Source organism: Pseudomonas sp. LAIL14HWK12:I7 (assembly GCF_000483465.1).
Taxonomy (GTDB): domain Bacteria; phylum Pseudomonadota; class Gammaproteobacteria; order Pseudomonadales; family Pseudomonadaceae; genus Aquipseudomonas; species Aquipseudomonas kermanshahensis.
In genome coordinates this window covers 510853-531831 of the sequence record NZ_KI519605.1, presented here as the reverse complement: position 1 = coordinate 531831, position 20979 = coordinate 510853, and the positions used below count along the sequence as shown (strand labels likewise).

Below are 20979 nucleotides of genomic sequence, written 5' to 3'. Positions count from 1 at the left end.
GATCCCCCCTCCCCTGTAGGAGCAGCCTTGTGCTGCGAAGAGGCCGGTGCAAACACAGTGATTTTTCGCTATTTTCACTGGCCTCTTCGCAGCACAAGGCTGCTCCTACACCAGCACAAGGCTGGTCCAAGGACGGTGGCTAGCGCATGCTATTGATGGACCTGCGCCAACCGTGCCTTTCTGGCGCGCCAACCGGCAACCAACGAAGGCCCCAGCGCCACCAGCGCCGACCCCAGCACCACCGTCACCGCCCCCAGATACCCCAGGGCATTGATGTCCTCGGCATGCACATAGTCGGGCCACACCCAGGCCGCCAGCGCCACCGCCACAAAGGTCACCAACGGCGTCAACGCCAGCGTCGCGCTTACCCTTGAGGCCTCCCAGTGCGCCAGTGCCTCGGCAAAGGCGCCATACGCCACCAGGGTATTCAGGCAGCAAGCCAACAGCAGCCAGCCTTGCAGCGGCGTCAGTTGCAACGCTTCCAGTGGATGCACCCAAGGCGTGAGCAGCGCGGCGCAGCTCAGGTAAATCACCATCATCACCTGCTGCGAATGCCATGCCGTCAGCAGCTGCTTCTGGCTCAAGGCGTAGAACACCCAGATGCTGGTCGCCAGCAAAATGGTCAGCACGCCAGTGGTGTAGGTGCCGAGTGAGGTCAGCAGCTCTTCCAGACGCTGGTTGAAGAACAGCCCGAAACCGCCGATCAACACCACCAGGCCCAGCCCCTGCCCCAGGCTGAAGCGCTCCTTGAACACGAACACGCTGGCCACCAGCAATAGCACCGGGCCTACCTGCACCACCAGTTGCGCGGTACCAGGGCTAAGCAGCTTGAGGCCGATCAGGTAGAGCACGTAGTTGCCCATCAGGCCAAGCACGGCCACGGCCACCAACCCCTTGCCCTTGGGCCCGAGCTTGCCGAACGAGGGCAACTGGCGCTTGGCCCCCAGCCAGGCGAACAACAGCCCGCCAGACACCAACAGGCGGTACCAGGTGACGGTGACCGGGTCCATCACCTGCAGCACCTGCTTGAGCTTGATCGGCAGGATGTCCCACAGCAGCGCGGTCAGAAGTGCCAACAGCAGGCCATAGACCCAGCGTCCGGAAGTGGTGTGCATAAAGCCCTCGATCAAGCCCGTGTTGGGGGTGCTTGGATTCTACGGGCTTGGCGGCTGGCGCGGGGCTAAGTGCCGGGAAAAGAATTCATCAGGTCATTCCACCGCGGCATGGCTGGACGGGCAGTCCGAAAGGGCCGCTGCGCGCCCCATCGCCGGCAAGCCGACTCCCACAGATACACCGCCTGCTGAGATTCACGCCCCACCTGTGGGAGCCGGCTTGCCGGCGATGGGCTGCACAGCAGCCCCAATGACCAACGGGCACAGGTGGCTATTTCTTGTCCTTGGCAAACGCTGCTTCCAGCGCCTCGTTGATGGTGCGCAGCACCTTCACCCGGGCCCAGCGCTTGTCATTGGCCTCAACCAGTGTCCATGGCGCGATCTCGCTGCTGGTGCGGTCGACCATGTCGCCCACGGCCTCGGTATACAGGTCCCACTTTTCGCGGTTGCGCCAGTCGTCCTCGGTGATTTTGTAGCGTTTGAAGGGGATCTGCTCACGCTCTTCGAAACGCTCCAGCTGGGTCTGCTGGTCGATCGCCAACCAGAACTTGACCACCACCACACCGGCATTCACCAACTGCTCTTCAAAATCGTTGATCTCGCTGTAGGCACGCATCCAGTCGGCCGGGCTGCAGAACCCCTCGACCCGCTCCACCAGCACCCGCCCATACCAGGAGCGGTCGAAGATAGTGAACTTGCCCCGCGCCGGGATGTGCCGCCAGAAACGCCACAGGTACGGTTGCGCGCGTTCGTCTTCGCTGGGCGCGGCAATGGGCACGATGCGGTACTGGCGTGGGTCCAGCGCCGCCGCCACGCGGCGGATCGCGCCGCCCTTGCCAGCCGCGTCGTTGCCTTCGAACACCGCCACCAGGGCATGCCGGCGCATGTGCTTGTGGCGCAGCAGGCCGGCCAGGCGTGCCTGCTCGGTAACCAGTTGTTCCTGGTAATCCTGCTTGTCCAGGCGCAGGGTCATGTCCAGGGCACCGATCAAGCTGCGCTGGTCAATGCTGCGACCCAACGGCGCGACGTTGCCCTGGTGCTTGCCCTTGGGGTTGTTGGCGAGGGCGGCTTGCAGGCCGTCCAGCAGAATGCGCCCCACCGCCAGGCTGCGGTAGTAAGGGTCGACCCCCTCGACCACGTGCCAGGGCGCGTAGTCACGGCTGGTGCGGCGAAGCACCCGCTCGCCAAAGCGCACGAAACGGTCGTAGGTCTCGGACTGCTGCCAGTCCAGCGGGCTGATGCGCCAACTGTGCAGCGGGTCGTCCTTGAGCGCCTTTAGGCGGGCTTTCATCTGTTTCTTGGACAGGTGGAACCAGAACTTGATGATCAGCGCGCCTTCGTCGCACAGCATCTGCTCCAGGCGTTCGGCACCGGTGATGGCTTGGTCGAGCACGGCGTCCTTGAACACCCCATGCACACGGCCCTGCAGCATCTGGCTGTACCAGTTGCCAAAAAACACGCCCATCCGCCCTTTCGGCGGCAAGGCCCGCCAATAGCGCCAGGCCGGTGGCCGGGCGAGTTCTTCGTCGGTCTGCTGGTCGAAGGTGAGCACATCGATCATGCGCGGGTCCATCCACTCATTGAGCAGCTTGACCGTCTCGCCCTTGCCGGCGCCTTCGATGCCATTGATCAGCACGATCACCGGGAAGCGCGCCTGCTGCTTGAGCTCGTACTGGGCTTCGAGCAGCGCCTCGCGCAGGGCGGGCACTTCGGCGTCGTAGGTCTCCTTGTCGATGCTGTGACCGATTTCAGCGGATTCGAACATGCAGTGGCTCCTTCATTGGATAACCAAGACTAGCGGATTTGTGCTGGGGCTGTGTTCGTGCAACCAGCGTAAAAACCGCAGATGGCATAAAATCCCGCATCCGCTGCAACCGAGCCCACCATGTCCACCCTCCTCCAACATGCCCAGATCGACTGGGACGACCAGGGCCGCCCCCATTCGCGGCAGTACGACGACGTGTACTTCGCCGTCAACGAAGGCATCGAAGAAACCAAACACGTCTTCCTCGGCCAGACCCGCCTGGCCGAGCGTTTCGCCGACCTAACGCCGCACACCTGCCTGGTGATCGGCGAAACCGGTTTCGGCACCGGCATGAATTTTTTCTGCGCCTGGCAGTTATTCGACCAGCACGCCCACGCCGACGCCCGCCTGCATTTCGTCAGTGTCGAAAAATACCCGCTCGGCCACGACGACATGGCCCGGGCAGTGCGCCTGTGGCCAGAGCTGGCGGCCTATACCGAGCCACTGCTTGAGCAGTACGTGGCTGTGCACCCAGGGTTTCAGCAGTTCACCTTCGCCAACGGCCGGGTGACCCTGACCCTGCTGATCGGCGATGTGCTCGAGCAGTTGCCGCAGCTTGATGCACGCATCGACGTGTGGTTCCTCGACGGCTTCGCCCCGGCCAAGAACCCCGACATGTGGACCCCAGAGCTGTTCGCGCAACTGGCGCAGCTGTCACACCCAGGCACCGTACTGGGCACGTTCACCACCACCGGCTGGGTGCGGCGCAGCCTGGTCGAGGCCGGCTTCGCCATGAAGAAGGTGCCGGGCATTGGCAAAAAGTGGGAGGTGATGAGCGGTGCCTACACCGGGCCGACCGCCCTGCGTAAACAGCTGCCCTGGTATGGCCGCCCGCGCCGTGCTGCGGGGCCACGCGAGGCGCTGGTGATCGGTGCCGGGCTGGCGGGCAGTGCCAGTGCCGCGAGCCTGGCCAGGCGTGGCTGGCAGGTCACGGTACTGGAGCGCCATGCGGCGCCTGCTCAGGAAGCCTCCGGCAACCCACAAGGGGTGCTGTACCTCAAGCTGTCTGCCCATGGTACGGCCCTTTCACAGATGATCCTGGCCGGCTTCGGCTACACCCGGCGCCAGCTAGCGCACTTGCAGCGCGGCCGCGACTGGGATGCTTGCGGGGTGCTGCAGTTGGCGTTCGACAGCAAGGAGGCCGAACGCCAGGGCAAACTGGCCGAGGCGTTCGACCACGACCTGCTGCACGCACTTGACCGTGACCAGGCCGAAGCCATCGCCGGGGTGGCATTACCCGCAGGTGGCCTGTTCTATCCGGAAGGCGGCTGGGTACACCCGCCGGCCTTGTGCCAGGCGCAGTTGCAACACCCCAGGATCCAGCTTCGGGTGCACCATGAGGTGATCGAACTGCGCAAGGTCGATCACCTGTGGCAGGCCTGGGACGGCGAACGCTTGCTGGCCAGCGCGCCGCTGGTGGTGTTGGCCGGTGCTGCCGACGTGCGGCATTTCGCGCCCTGCGCACAGCTGCCGCTCAAGCGCATCCGCGGGCAGATCACCCGCCTGCCGGCCACCGACAGCAGCCGCGCCCTGCGTACGGTGGTGTGTGCGGACGGCTATGTGGCGCCGCCGCGCGAGGGCGAACACACCCTGGGCGCCAGCTTCGACTTCCACAGTGACGACCTGGCGCCGACCGTTGCCGAGCACAAGGGCAACCTGGCGCTGCTGGACGATATTTCTGTGGACCTGGCCCAGCGCCTGGACACCGCTGCACTCGACCCTGAGCAGTTGCAGGGCCGGGCGGCGTTTCGCTGCACCAGCCCGGATTACCTGCCAATCGTCGGGCCCATGGCCGACCCGCAGGCGTTTACCGAAGCCTTCGCCGTGCTGGGCAAGGACGCGCGGCAGGTGCCGGAGGTGGAATGCCCTTGGCTCGATGGGCTGTATGTGAACAGCGGGCATGGGTCGCGGGGGTTGATCACGGCCCCGCTGTCGGGCGAATTGATTGCGGCCTGGGTGTGCGGGGAGCCGCTGCCGGTACCACGGGCGGTGGCTGAGGCGTGCCATCCGAACCGGTTTGCCTTGCGCAGGTTGGTTCGGGGTAAGTGATAGGGCTGGGGTGCATGGCTGGGGATAGGTTGCGCCTTTGAGATCGAGCGCCGCTTGCGCGACGCTTCGCAGCACAAGGCTGCTCCTACCTCTTTTTCGGGCCAGTCACGCCTGTGAAGGCGGCGCGCGACCCCTTGTTTGTCCGGCTCGATATCGCGCCATACACCTGTAGGAGCAGCCTTGTGCTGCGAAGCGTCGCGCAAGCGGCGCTCGATCTCACCGGCGCAACAAATGCCAAACCAAACACCCAGCACCCTCCCCCATATAACAGATCGTTCTAAAACTCCTACAAACCTCACCGGTCAGTTCCTTACGGCGCCCTGATTCTGGGCACCGCCTCCCCAACGGAAAAACCGGTAAGGACTTATGTGCGGATTAGCAGGAGAGTTACGTTTCACCCCCCTCGACCAACCCCCTCGCCCGGCCGACCTGGCCGCGGTGGAGCGCATCACCCACCATCTGGCGCCTCGTGGCCCGGACGCTTGGGGCTTCCATAGCCAGGGCCCGATCGCCCTCGGCCACCGCCGGCTGAAAATCATGGACTTGTCCGACGGTTCGGCTCAGCCGATGGTCGACAACACCCTCGGCCTGTCGCTGGCCTTCAACGGCGCCATCTACAACTTCCCCGAACTGCGCCAGGAGCTGCAAGACCTGGGTTACACGTTCTGGTCCGATGGCGACACCGAAGTGCTGCTCAAGGGCTACCACGCCTGGGGCGCGGCCTTGCTGCCCAAGCTCAATGGCATGTTCGCCCTGGCCATCTGGGAGCGCGATAACCAGCGCCTGTTCCTGGCCCGCGACCGCCTTGGCGTCAAACCGCTGTACCTGTCGCGCAACGGCGAGCGCCTGCGCTTTGCCTCGACCCTGCCTGCCCTGCTCAAGGGCGGCGACATCGACCCGATGATCGACCCGGTAGCGCTCAACCACTACCTGAACTTCCACGCCGTGGTACCCGCGCCGCGCACGCTGCTGGCCAATGTGCAAAAGCTTGAGCCGGGCACCTGGATGCGCGTCGACCGCCACGGCGAAATCGAACGCCAGACCTGGTGGCAGTTGCAGTACGGCGCCCACCCCGACGAGCGTGAACTGGACCTCGAAGGCTGGACCACCCGCGTGCTCGACGCCACCCGTGATGCCGTGGCGATCCGCCAGCGTGCTGCGGTGGACGTTGGCGTGCTGTTGTCTGGCGGGGTCGATTCCAGCTTGCTGGTCGGCCTGCTGCGTGAAGCCGGTGTGGACGACCTGTCGACCTTCTCCATCGGCTTCGAAGATGCCGGCGGCGAACGCGGCAACGAGTTCGAGTACTCCGACCTGATCGCCCGCCACTACGGCACCCGCCACCACCAGTTGCGCATCGCCGAACATGAAATCATCGACCAGCTGCCGGCCGCCTTCCGCGCCATGAGCGAACCGATGGTCAGCCATGACTGCATTGCCTTCTACCTGCTGTCGCGGGAAGTGGCCAAGCACTGCAAAGGCGTGCAAAGCGGCCAAGGTGCCGACGAACTGTTCGCTGGCTACCACTGGTACCCACAGGTGGAGGGCGCCGAGGATGCCTTTGGCGCCTACCGCGACGCGTTCTTCGACCGCAGCCACGCCGAGTACCGTGACACCGTGCAAGCCCCTTGGCTGCTGGAAAGCGATGCCGCCGGCGACTTTGTCCGCGAACACTTCGCCCGCCCTGGCGCCAGCGACCCGGTCGACAAGGCCCTGCGCCTGGACAGCACGGTGATGCTGGTCGACGACCCGGTCAAGCGGGTCGACAACATGACCATGGCCTGGGGCCTGGAAGCGCGTACGCCGTTCCTCGATTACCGCCTGGTGGAACTGTCGGCACGCATCCCGGCACGCTTCAAGCTGCCCGATGGCGGCAAACAGGTGCTCAAGCAGGCCGCCCGACGGGTCATCCCGCATGAGGTGATCGACCGCAAGAAGGGCTACTTCCCGGTCCCAGGCCTGAAGCACCTGGAAGGCGCGACGCTGGGTTGGGTGCGCGAACTGCTGACCGACCCCAGCCAAGACCGAGGGCTGTTCAACCCGGCCATGCTCGACCGCTTGCTGAGCAACCCGCATGGCCAGTTGACGCCGCTGCGAGGCTCCAAGCTGTGGCAGCTGGCGGCGCTCAACCTGTGGCTGAGCGAACAAGGAATCTGACCGATGAAAGCCCACGAAATCGCCTACGGCCAGCGCCTGCTGCGCGGCCAGGCACCGTCCTACGAGCGTTTGCAGGCGCGCCTGGCCGGCGATGGCAGCGAGCCCCACGACCAGCCACGTGCCGTGCACTGTGGTTGGGGCCGGCTGCTGATCGGCCATACCTACCCAGACCCCGTTTCACTCGCCGAGCAATTGCTGGACGAGCGCCACGGCGAGCGCGACATTGCCCTGTACGTGGCCGCGCCGCAGCAGGTACTGGCGCAGGCGCCGCAGCAGTTGTTTCTCGACCCCTCCGACACCCTGCGCCTGTGGTTTACCGACTACCGCCCGGCGCAGCGGGTGTTTCGCGGTTTTCGCGTGCGGCGGGCGCAAAACCTGGGGGACTGGCAGGCGATCAATACCCTTTACCAAGCGCGCGGCATGTTGCCGGTCGACCCTGACCGGCTCACGCCACGTCACCTCGGCGGCCCGGTTTACTGGCTGGCCGAGGATGAAGACAGCGGCGCGGTGATCGGTAGCGTCATGGGCCTTAACCATGCCAAGGCGTTTGATGACCCCGAGCACGGCAGCAGCCTGTGGTGCCTGGCCGTGGACCCGCACTGCACCCGCCCTGGCGTGGGTGAAGTGCTGGTGCGCCACCTGATCGAGCACTTCATGAGCCGCGGCCTGGCCTACCTGGACCTGTCGGTGCTGCATGACAACCGCCAGGCCAAGCGCCTGTACGAGAAACTCGGGTTTCGCAACCTGCCGACCTTCGCCGTCAAGCGCAAGAACGGCATCAACGAACGCCTGTTCCTCGGCCCCGGCCCTGAAGCAGGGCTTAACCCTTATGCACGGATCATTGTCGACGAGGCGCTGCGCCGCGGTATCGAAGTGCAGGTCGAAGACGCCGCAGGCGGGCTGTTCACCTTGAGCCTGGGCGGGCGTCGCATTCGCTGCCGTGAGTCGCTAAGCGACCTGACCAGCGCTGTGACCATGACCCTGTGCCAAGACAAGTGCCTGACCCAGCGAGCACTGAGCAACGCCGGGCTGCGTGTACCAGCGCAGCAACTGGCGGGCAACGCCGACGACAACCTGGCGTTTCTCGACGAGCATGGCGCAGTGGTGGTCAAGCCGGTGGATGGCGAACAAGGCCAAGGGGTGGCGGTGAACCTCACCACCCTTGAAGAGCTCACCCACGCAGTGGCCCACGCCAAGCAGTTCGACAGCCGTGTACTGCTGGAGAGCTTCCATGCCGGCCTTGACCTGCGCATCGTGGTGATCGGCTTTGAAGTGGTGGCAGCTGCCATACGCCACCCGGCCCAGGTAGTGGGTGATGGCAAGCACGACATCCGCGCGCTGATCGAAGCCCAGAGCCGCAGGCGCCAGGCCGCGACCGGCGGTGAAAGCCGCATCCCGCTTGACGATGAAACCGAGCGCACCCTGCGCGCGGCGGGGCTGGGCTATGACGACGTGCTACCTGCCGGCCAACGCCTGGCGGTGCGGCGTACTGCCAACCTGCACACCGGTGGCACCCTTGAGGACGTGACCGAGCGCCTGCACCCCGTGCTGGCCGATGCGGCGGTGCGCGCGGCACGGGCGCTGGAAATTCCGGTGGTGGGGTTGGACTTCATGGTGCGTGATGCCGAACAGGCGGAGTACGTGATCATCGAGGCCAACGAACGCGCCGGCCTGGCCAATCATGAACCGCAGCCGACGGCTGAGCGGTTCATCGACTTGTTGTTCCCGCATAGCCGGGGATTGGCGTAAATCAATGATGGCCCTTTCGCGGGGCAAGCCCGCTCCCACAGGTTTCAGGTTTACGTGTGGGAGCGGGCTTGCCCCGCGAAGAGGCCAGTAAGGAGTACCCATGTCCGAACACCACCCCGAACCCGATCTCGACTACCTCAAACGCGTCCTGCTGGAGATGCTCGCCATCCCCAGCCCCACCGGCTTCACCGACACCATCGTGCGCTACGTGGCCGAACGCCTGGATGAGTTGGGCATCCCCTTCGAGCTGACCCGCCGTGGCACCATCCGCGCCACCCTCAAAGGCCGGCAAAGCTCACCCGACCGCGCCGTTTCCGCGCACCTGGACACCATCGGCGCCAGCGTGCGTCAGTTGCAGGACAACGGCCGCCTGGCGCTGGCGCCGGTGGGCTGCTGGTCGAGCCGCTTTGCCGAGGGCAGCCGGGTCAGTGTGTTCACCGACACCGGCGTGTTCCGCGGCAGCGTGTTGCCGCTGATGGCCAGCGGGCATGCGTTCAACACCGCCATCGACCAGATGCCTATCAGTTGGGACCACGTCGAAGTGCGCCTGGATGCCTACTGCGCGACCCGCGCCGATTGCGAAGCCCTGGGGGTCTCGATCGGCGATTTCGTCGCCTTCGACCCGTTGCCAGAGTTCACTGAAAGCGGCCACATCAGCGGCCGCCACCTGGACGACAAAGCGGGCGTAGCCGCATTGCTGGCGGCGCTCAAGGCAGTGGTGGAAAGTGGCCGACAGCCACTGATCGACTGCCACCCGCTGTTCACCATCACCGAAGAAACCGGCTCCGGCGCGGCAGGTGCCCTGCCCTGGGACGTCAGCGAATTCGTCGGCATCGACATTGCCCCGGTGGCGCCAGGCCAGGCCTCCAGCGAGCATGCGGTGAGCGTGGCCATGCAGGACTCTTCGGGGCCTTACGATTACCACCTGTCGCGTCACCTGCTGAAGCTGGCCGGCGACCACGATTTGCCGGTCAGGCGCGACCTGTTCCGTTACTACTTCAGCGATGCCCACTCGGCGGTGACGGCGGGGCATGACATCCGGACCGCGCTGGTGGCGTTTGGCTGCGATGCCACGCACGGTTACGAGCGCACGCATATCGACAGCCTGGCGGCGCTGAGCCGGTTGCTGTCAGCGTATTTGTTGAGCCCACCGGTGTTTGCCAGTGATTCGCAGCCAGCCAATGCCTCGCTCGAGCGCTTCAGCCATCAGCTGGAGCACGATGCGCAGATGGAGAGCGATACGCGGGTGCCGGCGGTGGATAGCTTGGTTGGGAATAAGGGCTGATAGTTTGGGGCCGCACAGCGGCCCCAAATGCGCGAACGTTTCGCGTAGCATGCCCACACTCAACCCCCAGAATCGCCCGCCATGCTAATCCCCTACGACCAACTGCAAGCCGACACCCTGACCCTGCTGATCGAGGACTTCGTCACCCGCGACGGTACCGACAACGGCGACGACACCCCCCTCGAAACCCGCGTATTGCGGGTGCGCCAGGCGTTGGCCAAGGGCCAGGCGTTCATCCTGTTCGACCCGGAAAGCCAGCAATGCCAGCTCCTGGCCAAACATGATGTGCCACGCGAGCTGCTCGACTGACGCCCTCACGCGCCACGCCCCTTGCGCACCTCCCCCTCCTTGATGCGCTTGTACACCTCGGCGCGGTGCACCGGCACCTCGCGGGGCGCACTCACCCCAAAACGCACCATCCCGTCCCGCGTCTCGACCACCATGATGCGGATGTCATCGCCAATGGTGATGACTTCGCCTACTTCGCGCCCTATTACCAGCATGATCCGATCCTCCAGCGTAAGGGAAAACCGGAGCGTGCCTCGGGTACTTAAGGCTACTCAATAGTTCCAGGGCAATTCAGAAGCAACCTACATCCATGGGTAATTTCCCCTACAGACAGATCATCGCGCAGGCGCCTTGGCACGCATTTTCACCGCCATGTCGGCCATCTCGTCATACAGCCGCTCAGGTGCCTCGCGCTTGAGCTGCCACGCCTGGCGCCCGGCCTCGTGGGGCAAGATCAGAAACTCGCCGACAGCCACTCGCCGGTGGATGTACTCGGCGATATCGACCGCGCTGATCGGCGAGCCCTCCAGCAGCTTGCCGACCTGGGCCTTCATGGCCGGGTTCGGGCCACGGAACGAATCCAGCAGGTTGGTCTGGAAGAACGACGGGCACACCACGTGCACCGCCACCTGCACTTGGCGCAATTCCACCAGCAGGCTTTCCGACAGGGCCAGCACACCGGCCTTGGCGACGTTGTAGTTGCTCATGCCCGGGCCCTGCATCAGCGCGGCCATCGAGGCGATGTTGATGATCCGCCCTTGGCTGCGCTCCAGCAGCGGGAGGAAGGCCTTGCAGCCCTTGACCACGCCCATGAGGTTGACCGCGATTTGCCAGTCCCAGTCCTCAAGCGACAACTCGGCGAAAAAGCCGCCCGAGGCGACACCGGCGTTGTTGACGATTACATCGATGCCGCCAAAGCGCTCTTCGCAGGCCTGGGCCAGCGCCGTGAGCTGGCTGTAGTCGCGCACATCACAGCGCTGGATAAACCCGTCGCCACCGGCTTGCCGGGCCAGTTCCAGCGTTTCGCGCAGGCCGGCCTCGTTGACATCGGCCAACGCCAGGCGCCAGCCCTCGCGTGCCCAGCGCAGGGCGATCTCGCGGCCGAGGCCGGACCCGGCGCCGGTGATCATGATGCGGTTTTGCATGGTGGCAGGCCTTGTGCTGATGGGTTGTCAGGCGAGTCTAATCAAGGCATTGCCGAGAGGGAGGGTCCATCAGGGTAGTGAATGAAAGGGCATGACCAAGCGGTCAGTACCGAACAAATGGAATCTTTAGCCAAGCGCACCGGTCCGATTTAACAAGAGGCCAGCAGTCCGAGGCCCTTGACCCCTAACCACGCAAGGACTCCGCCATGACCACGATCCTCATCATCATCCTGATCCTGCTGCTGATTGGTGGCTTACCCGTCTTCCCACACTCGCGCAGCTGGGGCTATGGCCCTTCCGGCATTATCGGCGTGGTGTTGGTGATTCTGCTGGTGCTGTTGCTGCTAGGCATGATCTAGCCGGCCAAGCATGAAAAAACCGCGATACGGGCATCACCCGTATCGCGGTTTTTTTAGGCCTCAGCGGTCAGTGCGAAACCGCACCGGAAGCGCCCAGGCCGGTTTGCGAACGTACAAACTGCGGGAAGAACAGTGCACGTTCGTTCTCAGCCGCCTTGGACTTGTCGGTGACCGAGAAGAACCAGATACCGACGAAGGCAATCAGCATCGAGAACAGCGCCGGGTACTCGTACGGGTAGATCGCCTTCTCGTGGCCGAGGATCTGTACCCAGATGGTTGGGCCTAGGATCATCAGGCCCACTGCACTCACCAGGCCCAGCCAGCCGCCGATCATGGCGCCGCGGGTGGTCAGTTTCTTCCAGTACATCGAAAGCAGCAGTACCGGGAAGTTGCAGCTGGCAGCAATCGAGAACGCCAGGCCCACCATGAAGGCGATGTTCTGTTTCTCGAACAGGATGCCCAGGCCGATCGCCAGCACGCCGAGGGCGATGGTGGTGATCTTCGACACGCGGATCTCGTCCTTGTCGTTGGCCTTGCCCTTGCGCCATACGCTGGCGTACAGGTCGTGGGACACCGCCGAGGCACCGGCCAGGGTCAGGCCAGCAACCACCGCCAGGATGGTGGCGAAGGCCACCGCCGAGATGAAGCCCAGGAACACGCTGCCACCTACGGCATTGGCCAGGTGCACCGCGGCCATGTTGTTACCGCCCAGCAAGGCGCCTGCGGCGTCCTTGAAGTCCGGGTTGGTGCTGACCAGCAGGATCGCGCCAAAGCCGATGATGAAGGTGAGGATGTAGAAGTAACCGATGAAGCCGGTGGCGTAGAGCACGCTCTTGCGCGCTTCCTTGGCGTCACTGACGGTGAAGAAGCGCATCAGGATGTGCGGCAGGCCAGCGGTACCGAACATCAGCGCCAGGCCCAGGGAGAACGCCGAGATCGGGTCCTTGACCAGGCCGCCAGGGCTCATGATCGCCTCGCCTTTGGCGTGCACCTTGATGGCTTCGGAGAACAGGGTGTTGAAGTCGAAGTTGACGTGTTTCATCACCATCAGTGCCATGAAGCTGGCACCGGACAGCAGCAGCACGGCCTTGATGATCTGTACCCAGGTGGTGGCCAACATGCCGCCGAACAGTACGTACAGGCACATCAGGATACCGACCAGGATCACCGCCACGTGGTAGTCGAGGCCAAACAGCAGCTCGATCAACTTACCGGCGCCGACCATCTGCGCGATCAGGTAGAACGCCACCACCACCAGCGAACCGGAGGCCGACAGGGTACGGATTTCTTTCTGCCCGAGGCGGTACGAGGCCACGTCGGCGAAGGTGTACTTGCCCAGGTTGCGCAGGCGCTCGGCGATCAGGAAGAGGATGATCGGCCAGCCGACCAAAAAGCCGATGGAGTAGATCAGGCCGTCGTAACCCGAGGTGAACACCAGGGCGGAAATCCCCAGGAACGAGGCCGCCGACATGTAGTCACCGGCAATTGCCAGGCCGTTCTGGAAGCCCGTGATCTTGCCGCCGGCTGCGTAGTAGTCCGCCGCCGATTTGTTGCGTTTGGAGGCCCAGTAGGTGATCCCGAGGGTGAAGGCGACGAAGGCCACGAACATGGCGATCGCCGACACGTTCAGCGGCTGTTTCTGCACCTCGCCGGTCAGGGCATCGGCGGCCCACACGGCGGGTGCGAAAACGCCGCAGGCCAGAACGGCCAGGGCTTTGGCGTGGCGAATCATTGTTGCGCCTCCTTCAGGATGGCCTTGTTCAGCTCATCGAACTCACCGTTGGCACGGCGCACGTAGATGGCGGTCAGGACAAATGCCGAAACGATCAGGCCGACGCCCAGGGGGATGCCCCAGGTAATCGACGACTCTGGGCTGAGCTTGGCGCCCAGTACATGAGGACCGTAGGCGATCAGGAGGATGAAGGCGCAGTAGAGACCGAGCATGATCGCCGAGAGAATCCAGGCGAACCGTTCGCGTTTTGTAACCAGCTCCTTGAAGCGCGGGCTGTTTTGTATCGAGAGGTAAATGCTGTCGTTCATTGTTTTTGTCCTAGCAGCACAGATAGGGGATGAAACCCACACCCTCACTTTATGCTGCCGTTGGACGCCAACCAGACGACCTTAGTCTTAGATGCAACAGTGTTTTACCGATTAAGTAACAAAACACCTGTAGGAGCAGCCTTGTGCTGCGAAGAGGCCGGTACAGATTGCCCCGTTTTTCTGGGGCTGTACCGGCCTCTTCGCAGCACAAGGCTGCTCCTACAGGTGAGCGTGTTGCCGGTTACTTACCGGTCCACTCTTTGACCCGGTCCGGGTGTTTGGCCACCCAGTCCTTGGCCGCCGCTTCAGGCTTGGCGCCTTCCTGGATCGCCAGCATCACTTCGCCGATCTCGTCCTTGGACTGCCAGCTGAACTTCTTGAGGAACTCCGCCACTTCCGGCGCCTTGGTCGCCAGTTCCTTGCTGCCGATGCTGTTGACGGTTTCGGCAGCGCCATACACGCCTTTCGGGTCTTCGAGGAACTTGAGCTTCCACTTGGCGAACATCCAGTGCGGCACCCAACCGGTCACGGCAATCGACTGCTGCTTGGCATAGGCACGGCCCAGTTCGGCGGTCATCGCAGCGCCGGAACTGGCCTGCAGTTTGTAACCTGTCAGGTCGTAGTCTTTGATGGCCTGGTCGGTCTTGAGCATTACGCCGGAGCCGGCGTCGATACCGACGATCTTCTGCTTGAAGCTGCTGTCGGTCTTGAGGTCGGCGATGCTTACCGCCTTCACGTATTCAGGGACGATCAGGCCGATCTTGGCATCCTTGAAGTTGGCACCGTAGTCGACCACGTTGTCTTTATTCTTGGTCCAGTACTCACCGTGAGTCACGGGTAACCAGGCCGACAACATCGCATCGAGCTTGCCGGTCGCCACGCCCTGCCACATGATGCCCGTGGCCACGGCCTGCAACTTCACGTCGTAGCCGAGCTTCTGCTTGATCACTTCGGCGGCCACGTTGGTGGTCGCCACGCTGTCGGCCCAACCATCCACGTAACCAATGCTTACTTCTTTGGCCATTGCCTGTGCAGCGCTCATGGCCATTACCAGGGCGGTGCCCACACCCAGTAAACGTCGCATCTTGTTCAAAGTTGCCATCAAAGCATCCCCTCGTCAGGTCTCGGAGATTGCATCATCTTCCTGCAACAACTTGTGACCTGCTCCCTGTACGACATGTAACCAACCATAGGCGACAGCACTGTGCCATTAGCGCCATGGGCTCACGCCAGTCTGCGCGATCCTTGCATGCCAAAGGTTTGGCGCCGGGCTACTATCTACCCTTTTGCGCCTGACGATGGACCGCCCGATGCCCAGCCCCACCCGCCTGCACCTGCCGTTGTACCTGCTAGCCTGCCTGCTTGCCCTGATCGGGCTGGCAACGCTCTGGTACGGGCTTGGCAAGCCGGTGCACCTGCCCGATGCGGCCAGCCCCACGCACAAACTGCAGTGCGCTTCTTACACCCCTTTCGACAAGGACCAGTCGCCGTTCGACCAGCCGTTTCGCCTGCGCCCGGCGCGCATGGATGCCGACCTGGCCTTGCTGGCGGAGCGTTTTCAGTGCATTCGCACCTATTCGATGACCGGCCTTGAGGCGATACCGCAACTGGCACGCAAACATGGCCTGAAGGTGATGCTCGGTGCCTGGGTCAACGCCAACCCGGTGGACACCGAGAAGGAAGTGGACCTGCTGATTGCCGCCGCCAACGCCAACCCCGATGTCGTCAGCGCGGTGATCGTCGGCAACGAGGCGCTGCTGCGCAAGGAAGTCACCGGCACGCGCCTTGCCGAGCTGATCGCCAAGGTCAAGCGCCAGGTCAAGGTGCCGGTGACCTATGCCGACGTCTGGGAATTCTGGCTGCAACACCCCCAGGTGGCCCCGGAGGTGGATTTTTTGACCATCCATTTGCTGCCTTACTGGGAGGATGACCCGCGCGGCATCGACGATGCCTTGGCCCATGTCGCCGATGTGCGCCGTGAGTTCGGGACGCGCTTTGCGCCCAAGGACATTCTGATCGGCGAGACCGGCTGGCCCAGCGAAGGCCGCCAACGGGAAACCGCCGTGCCCAGCCGGGCCAACGAGGCGCGCTTTATCCGTGGCTTTGTGGCGATGGCCGAAAGCAATGGCTGGCGGTACAACCTGATCGAGGCCTTCGACCAGCCGTGGAAGCGCGCCAGCGAAGGCGCCGTGGGCGGTTACTGGGGGCTTTACGACGCCGACCGGCAGGACAAAGGCGTGCTCGAAGGGCCCGTCAGCAACCTGCACTACTGGCCGCAGTGGCTGCTGGCCAGCGCGGTGTTGATGCTGGTCATGCTGTTGGTGGCCGGGCAGCCCGCTACCCCCATGGCGGCCCTGCTGTTGCCGTTGCTGGCCGCGTTTGGCGCGGGTTGCCTGGGGCTGTGGGGCGAGCTGATGCGCAGCCATGCACGCTTTGCTGGGGAGTGGCTGTGGGCCGGGCTGCTGGCGGCGCTCAACCTGCTGGTGCTGGCCCACGCCGCCCTGGCCTTGGCCCGCCGCGATGGCTGGCGTGAGCGTGTTTTTGCCTGGCTTGAGGCCCGTGCTGGCTGGCTGTTGCTTGCAGCGGGCTTTGCGGCGGCGGTGAGCATGCTGGCGCTGGTGTTCGACCCGCGTTATCGCAGTTTCCCCACGGCTGCACTGGCGTTGCCGGCAGTGGTTTACCTGGTGCGGCCGGTGCTGGCGCGGCGGGCCGAGGTGGCATTGCTGGCGTTTATCGTGGGGGCGGGGGTGGCGCCGCAGTTGTTTCTGGAAGGGCTGGAGAATCAGCAGGCCTGGGGCTGGGCGGTGGTGAGCGTGTTGATGGCCGCGGCGTTGTGGCGGAGCCTAGGATTGCGTGCAGGCTGACAGGGGCTGCTTTGCAGCCCATCGCCGGCAAGCCAGCTCCCACAGGTACCGCGCTGGTGTCAGGGTCTGCGCTGTACCTGTAGGAGCTGGCTTGCCTGCGATGGGCCGCACAGCGGACCCTGTCAGCCGCGACGCGGTTGCCGCACCAGCCGCAACCCCGCCAGCACCACGGCAAACACCGCAATACTGGCGGTATACAGCACCAGCGCCGGTATCGCGAACACCAACGCCAAACCTGCCAGCCACCACCCAACCCGACCCGCAACCACCTGCGCCACCAGCGCCAGGCCAAGCCCACTCCAGGCGATGACCTGAAAATGAATACCCAGCCCCAGCAGCGAGCGCACCTGGCACTGCCAGAACGCCTCGGGCGCCGCACACAGCCCCACCCACTGCGCATCTTCCATCAACCCATAACGCACGCCATAGCTGGCGGCCAGCCACGCAGGCAGAAATAACAGCAAGGCAATGACCGGCAGCGAACGAGACATCCAGTTCTCCAATAGCGGAAATCGAAATCGTGCATGATCGCCCAAGGCCGGTTGTAAGGCAAAATCACCTTCCTGCAGCTATGTTGCAGATAACAAGCACACCAAAGACCACCGCACTTGGCAACTTTGCCCATACTGCCGTGGTCCTAGCCTGCACACCGCAACACCTTGTATTTCTTTTTGGGGGTTACATGCACCGATCTTTGCGCCTCGCTGCCCTGCTCGGCGGCCTGCTCATGGCTGTGGCCGCTTCGGCGCGGGATATCGACGCCGCGAGCTATGGCTACCCCTTGACCAACCCGTTCGAGGCGACCATCGCCACCACGCCGCCGGAGCAACGCCCAACCTTGCCCAGCGATGAGGACATCGACCAGGACGACTACAGCCTCAACCTGCGACCCGAGCGTGAGTTCACCCTGCCCGACAACTTCTGGTCGGTAAAAAAGCTCAAGTACCGCCTGGCCCGTCAGGACCACAAGGCGCCGCTGATCTTCCTGATCGCTGGCACCGGTGCACCTTATTCCAGCAGCATCAACGAATACCTGAAAAAGCTGTACTACCAAGCCGGCTACCACGTGGTGCAACTGTCCTCGCCCACCAGCTACGACTTCATGAGTGCGGCCTCGCGCTTCGCCACCCCGGGTATCAGCCAGGATGACGCTGAAGACATGTACCGGGTGATGCAGGCCGTGCGCGCCCAGCACCCGCGCTTGCCGATCAGCGAGTTCTACCTCACCGGCTACAGCCTCGGCGCGCTGGACGCGGCGTTCGTCAGCCACCTGGACGAGACCCGGCGCAGCTTCAACTTCAAGCGTGTGCTGCTGCTCAACCCGCCGGTCAACCTGTACACCTCGATCAACAACCTCGACAAACTGGTGCAAACCCAGGTCAAAGGCATCGACCGCAGCACCACGTTCTACGAGCTGATGCTCACCAAGTTGACCCGTTACTTCCAGGACAAGGGCTACATCGACCTCAACGAAGCCCTGCTGTACGACTTCCAGCAGTCGCGCCAGCACTTGTCCAACGAGCAGATGGCCATGCTGATCGGCACCTCGTTCCGCTTCTCGGCAGCCGATATCGCCTTTACCTCCGACCTGATCAACCGCCGCGGGCTGATCATTCCGCCGAAGTTCCCGATCACCGAGGGCAGCAGCCTCACGCCGTTCTTCAAGCGTGCCCTGCAGTGCGACTTCGACTGCTACATGACCGAGCAGGTGATCCCGATGTGGCGCGCCCGCACCGATGGCAACAGCATCCTGCAGTTGGTTAACCAGGTCAGCCTGTATGCGCTGGAAGACTACCTGCGCGACAGCCCGAAAATTGCCGTGATGCACAACGCCGACGACGTCATCCTCGGCCCAGGCGATATCGGCTTCTTGCGCAAGGTGTTCGGCGACCGCCTGACCCTTTACCCCCATGGCGGCCATTGCGGCAACCTCAACTACCGCGTCAACAGCGACGCCATGCTGGAGTTCTTCCGTGGTTAACAAACTTCTCTTCGCCACTGCCCTGCTCGTCGCTGGCAACGCCCTGGCCGCGGAGGTCGCACCGCGCGCCAGCGTGGTCGAGGCCGACCCGCAGGTTACCGCCGCGCCGCTGCCACCGGAGGCCGATGGTTTCATCGACCCGTTGCGGGCATTGAAATTCAACCCAGGCCTGGACCAGCGCGAGTTCGAACGCTCCACCCTGGAGGCGCTGAACGTCTACGACCCACTGGAATCAATCAACCGGCGCATCTACCACTTCAACTACCGCCTCGACCAATGGGTGCTGCTGCCCGTGGTGAGCGGCTATCAGTATGTAACACCGCGTTTCGTGCGCACCGGGGTGAGCAACTTCTTCAACAACCTCGGCGATGTGCCGAACCTGTTCAACAGTGTGTTGCAACTGAAAGCCAAGCGCTCGGCGGAAATCACCGCACGGTTGATGTTCAACACGCTGATCGGGGTTGGTGGGCTGTGGGACCCAGCGACCAAGATGGGCCTGCCGCGCCAGAGTGAAGACTTTGGCCAGACCCTGGGCTTTTATGGTGTGCCGGACGGGCCGTACCTGATGCTGCCGGTGCTGGGCCCCTCGAACCTGCGCGATACCACCGGGCTGGCGGTGGACTATGCGGGCGAGCAGGCAGTCAACTTCCTCAATGTGCCGGAAACCAGTACCGATCACCCGGAAATCTTTGCCCTGCAGGTGGTGGACAAGCGCTATACCACCAAATTCCGCTATGGCCAGCTCAACTCGCCGTTCGAGTATGAGAAGGTTCGGTATGTGTATACCCAGGCGCGCAAGCTTCAGATTGCTGAGTAAATAGCTACTGGCCTCTTCGCGGGCAAGCCCGCTCCTACAGGTACCCCACTGCGCTCAGGCCAGTGATACCCCTGTGGGAGCGGGCTTGCCCGCGAAGAGGCCAGCACTGCTTGCATCAAATCCCCAGAAACTGCTCCAGTTCGCGCCGCTTGACCAAAGCATCCCTGCGCCCCAGCTCGATCAGCTCACTGCAATAACTCGCCTCGAACAGCAAATAACTCAGCACCCCCGCCCCACTGGTCCGCGTCGCCCCCGGCCCGCGCAAGAACAGCCGCAACGCCGCCGGCAATTCACGCCGGTGCCGCGCAGCGATTTCGTCCAGCGGCTGGCTGGGCGCCACCACCAATACTTCCACCGGCGCCAGCCCCAGGCGCCGTGCATCCAGGTGGGCAGGCAGCAAGTGGCTAAGGTGGTTGAGCCGCTGCAGCAGTTCGATGTCGTCTTCCAGGCTGTCGATGAAGGTGCTGTTGAGCATGTGCCCACCAATCTGCGCCAGGCTCGGCTGCTGGCCACTGAACACTCGCTGGGTGGGTCGCGGCGGCGATGGCCGCTGCGGGTTGCCGCTGACCCCGACCACCAGCACCCGGCTGGCCCCCAGGTGCAACGCCGGGCTGATCGGTGCCGACTGGCGCACCGCGCCGTCACCGTAGTACTCGTCGCCCAGCCTGACCGGCGCGAACAACAGCGGGATCGCCGCACTGGCCAGCAAGTGGTCGATGCTCAACGGCGTGGGTACGCCAATGCGGCGGTGGCGCAACCACGCCTCGATGGTGCCGCGGCCCTGGTAGAAGGTCACCGCCTGCCCCGACTCGTAGCCGAATGCAGTCACCGCCACGGCGCGCAGTTGTTCGGTGGCCAGGGCGTGGTCGATGCCGTCCAGGTCCAGGTGCGCTTGCAGCAGGCCGCGCAAGGGGCTGCTGTCGAGCAGCGCCACCGGTGCATGGCCACCCAGGCCCAGCAGGCTGTGGCTGACGAAGCGGCTGGCCTGGCGGATTACCCCCGGCCAGTCGCTGCGCAGCACCAGGTGGCTGCGAAAGTTTTGCCAGAAAGCGGTGAGGTTGCGCACGGTTTCGGTGAAGCGGGTGGCACCGCTGGCGAGGGTGACCGCATTGATAGCGCCAGCCGACGTGCCGACAATGACCGGGAAGGGGTTGGGCGCGCCCGGGGGCAGCAGTTCAGCGATGCCGGCCAATACGCCGACCTGATAAGCGGCTCGGGCGCCGCCGCCAGAGAGGATCAGACCAGTTACCGGAGGTGGGGTCATGGCATCCTTCCTGTAGGAGCAGCCTTGTGCTGCGAAGAGGCCGGTGCAGCCCTAAAGATAATGGGCAG

Annotated in this window: 18 protein-coding genes; 9 read left to right on the top strand and 9 right to left on the bottom strand. The window is 63.8% G+C overall.

Annotated elements, in window-relative coordinates; genetic code table 11:
- Positions 1–149: 149 nt before the first annotated feature.
- Both D886_RS0121850 and pap read right to left on the bottom strand, forming a co-directional pair.
- Positions 150–1115 (bottom strand): DMT family transporter, encoded by a 966-nt coding sequence (locus D886_RS0121850; RefSeq protein WP_027595935.1) that lies wholly within the window; start codon positions 1113–1115, stop codon positions 150–152.
- A 268-nt stretch (positions 1116–1383) separates the two neighbouring features.
- A complete protein-coding gene (gene pap / locus D886_RS0121845; protein ID WP_027595934.1) occupies positions 1384–2877 on the bottom strand; it encodes a polyphosphate:AMP phosphotransferase in 1494 nt (497 codons plus the stop codon).
- Between the two features lie 120 nt (positions 2878–2997).
- Between pap and mnmC the strand changes: the two genes are divergently transcribed.
- The 5 genes from mnmC (at position 2998) to D886_RS0121820 (ending at position 10462) form a co-directional block, all read left to right on the top strand.
- On the top strand, positions 2998–4965 hold the full coding sequence (gene mnmC / locus D886_RS0121840) for a bifunctional tRNA (5-methylaminomethyl-2-thiouridine)(34)-methyltransferase MnmD/FAD-dependent 5-carboxymethylaminomethyl-2-thiouridine(34) oxidoreductase MnmC (protein ID WP_027595933.1): 1968 nt from the start codon (positions 2998–3000) through the stop codon (positions 4963–4965).
- 366 nt (positions 4966–5331) lie between these two features.
- Entirely contained in the window at positions 5332–7119 is a 1788-nt protein-coding gene (locus tag D886_RS0121835; protein WP_027595932.1) for an N-acetylglutaminylglutamine amidotransferase, read from the top strand.
- Between the two features lie 3 nt (positions 7120–7122).
- A complete protein-coding gene (gene ngg, locus D886_RS0121830; RefSeq protein WP_027595931.1) occupies positions 7123–8868 on the top strand; it encodes an N-acetylglutaminylglutamine synthetase in 1746 nt (581 codons plus the stop codon).
- Positions 8869–8968: 100 nt separating this feature from the next.
- On the top strand, positions 8969–10153 hold the full coding sequence (locus tag D886_RS0121825) for an osmoprotectant NAGGN system M42 family peptidase (protein ID WP_027595930.1): 1185 nt from the start codon (positions 8969–8971) through the stop codon (positions 10151–10153).
- A gap of 81 nt (positions 10154–10234) precedes the next feature.
- A complete protein-coding gene (locus tag D886_RS0121820) occupies positions 10235–10462 on the top strand; it encodes a YheU family protein (protein ID WP_027595929.1) in 228 nt (75 codons plus the stop codon).
- Positions 10463–10467: 5 nt separating this feature from the next.
- Here the strand turns inward: D886_RS0121820 and csrA are convergent, their stop codons facing one another.
- Positions 10468–10656, bottom strand: coding sequence for a carbon storage regulator CsrA (gene csrA, locus D886_RS0121815; RefSeq protein WP_027595928.1), 189 nt, complete (start codon positions 10654–10656; stop codon positions 10468–10470).
- 120 nt (positions 10657–10776) lie between these two features.
- The gene (locus tag D886_RS0121810) at positions 10777–11586 is read right to left on the bottom strand and encodes an SDR family oxidoreductase (protein WP_027595927.1); all 810 of its coding nucleotides are present in this window, start codon (positions 11584–11586) and stop codon (positions 10777–10779) included.
- Between the two features lie 206 nt (positions 11587–11792).
- Here D886_RS0121810 and D886_RS28005 point away from each other — a divergent pair, with 206 nt between their 5' ends.
- Entirely contained in the window at positions 11793–11945 is a 153-nt protein-coding gene (locus D886_RS28005; RefSeq protein WP_003252624.1) for a DUF3309 family protein, read from the top strand.
- Between the two features lie 67 nt (positions 11946–12012).
- Here the strand turns inward: D886_RS28005 and D886_RS0121800 are convergent, their stop codons facing one another.
- The 3 genes from D886_RS0121800 to D886_RS0121790 all read right to left on the bottom strand — a co-directional run bounded on the left by D886_RS0121800 (position 12013) and on the right by D886_RS0121790 (position 15087).
- On the bottom strand, positions 12013–13677 hold the full coding sequence (locus D886_RS0121800) for a cation acetate symporter (RefSeq protein ID WP_027595926.1): 1665 nt from the start codon (positions 13675–13677) through the stop codon (positions 12013–12015).
- Positions 13674–13985, bottom strand: coding sequence for a DUF485 domain-containing protein (locus tag D886_RS0121795; RefSeq protein WP_027595925.1), 312 nt, complete (start codon positions 13983–13985; stop codon positions 13674–13676). Before D886_RS0121795 ends, D886_RS0121800 begins: the two co-directional genes overlap by 4 nt.
- Positions 13986–14226: 241 nt before the next feature.
- Positions 14227–15087 carry a glycine betaine ABC transporter substrate-binding protein gene (locus D886_RS0121790; protein WP_027595924.1) on the bottom strand — a complete coding sequence of 287 codons (861 nt, stop codon included), beginning with the start codon at positions 15085–15087 and terminating at the stop codon, positions 14227–14229.
- Positions 15088–15283: 196 nt separating this feature from the next.
- Here D886_RS0121790 and D886_RS0121785 point away from each other — a divergent pair, with 196 nt between their 5' ends.
- Positions 15284–16849 carry a beta-1,6-glucan synthase gene (locus tag D886_RS0121785; RefSeq protein ID WP_027595923.1) on the top strand — a complete coding sequence of 522 codons (1566 nt, stop codon included), beginning with the start codon at positions 15284–15286 and terminating at the stop codon, positions 16847–16849.
- A gap of 122 nt (positions 16850–16971) precedes the next feature.
- Here the strand turns inward: D886_RS0121785 and D886_RS0121780 are convergent, their stop codons facing one another.
- Complete coding sequence (locus D886_RS0121780; RefSeq protein WP_027595922.1) at positions 16972–17340, bottom strand: hypothetical protein; 369 nt, start codon at positions 17338–17340, stop codon at positions 16972–16974.
- A gap of 191 nt (positions 17341–17531) precedes the next feature.
- Here D886_RS0121780 and D886_RS0121775 point away from each other — a divergent pair, with 191 nt between their 5' ends.
- Positions 17532–18830, top strand: a complete 1299-nt coding sequence (locus tag D886_RS0121775) for a serine/threonine protein kinase (protein ID WP_027595921.1) — start codon at positions 17532–17534, stop codon at positions 18828–18830.
- Positions 18823–19647: a VacJ family lipoprotein gene (locus D886_RS0121770; protein ID WP_027595920.1), complete on the top strand. Its 825-nt coding sequence runs from the start codon at positions 18823–18825 to the stop codon at positions 19645–19647. The genes D886_RS0121775 and D886_RS0121770 overlap by 8 nt, the downstream gene beginning before the upstream one ends.
- A 115-nt stretch (positions 19648–19762) precedes the next feature.
- Here D886_RS0121770 and D886_RS0121765 read toward each other — a convergent pair whose 3' ends face one another.
- Positions 19763–20911: a patatin-like phospholipase family protein gene (locus D886_RS0121765; RefSeq protein WP_027595919.1), complete on the bottom strand. Its 1149-nt coding sequence runs from the start codon at positions 20909–20911 to the stop codon at positions 19763–19765.
- Positions 20912–20979 lie beyond the last annotated feature (68 nt).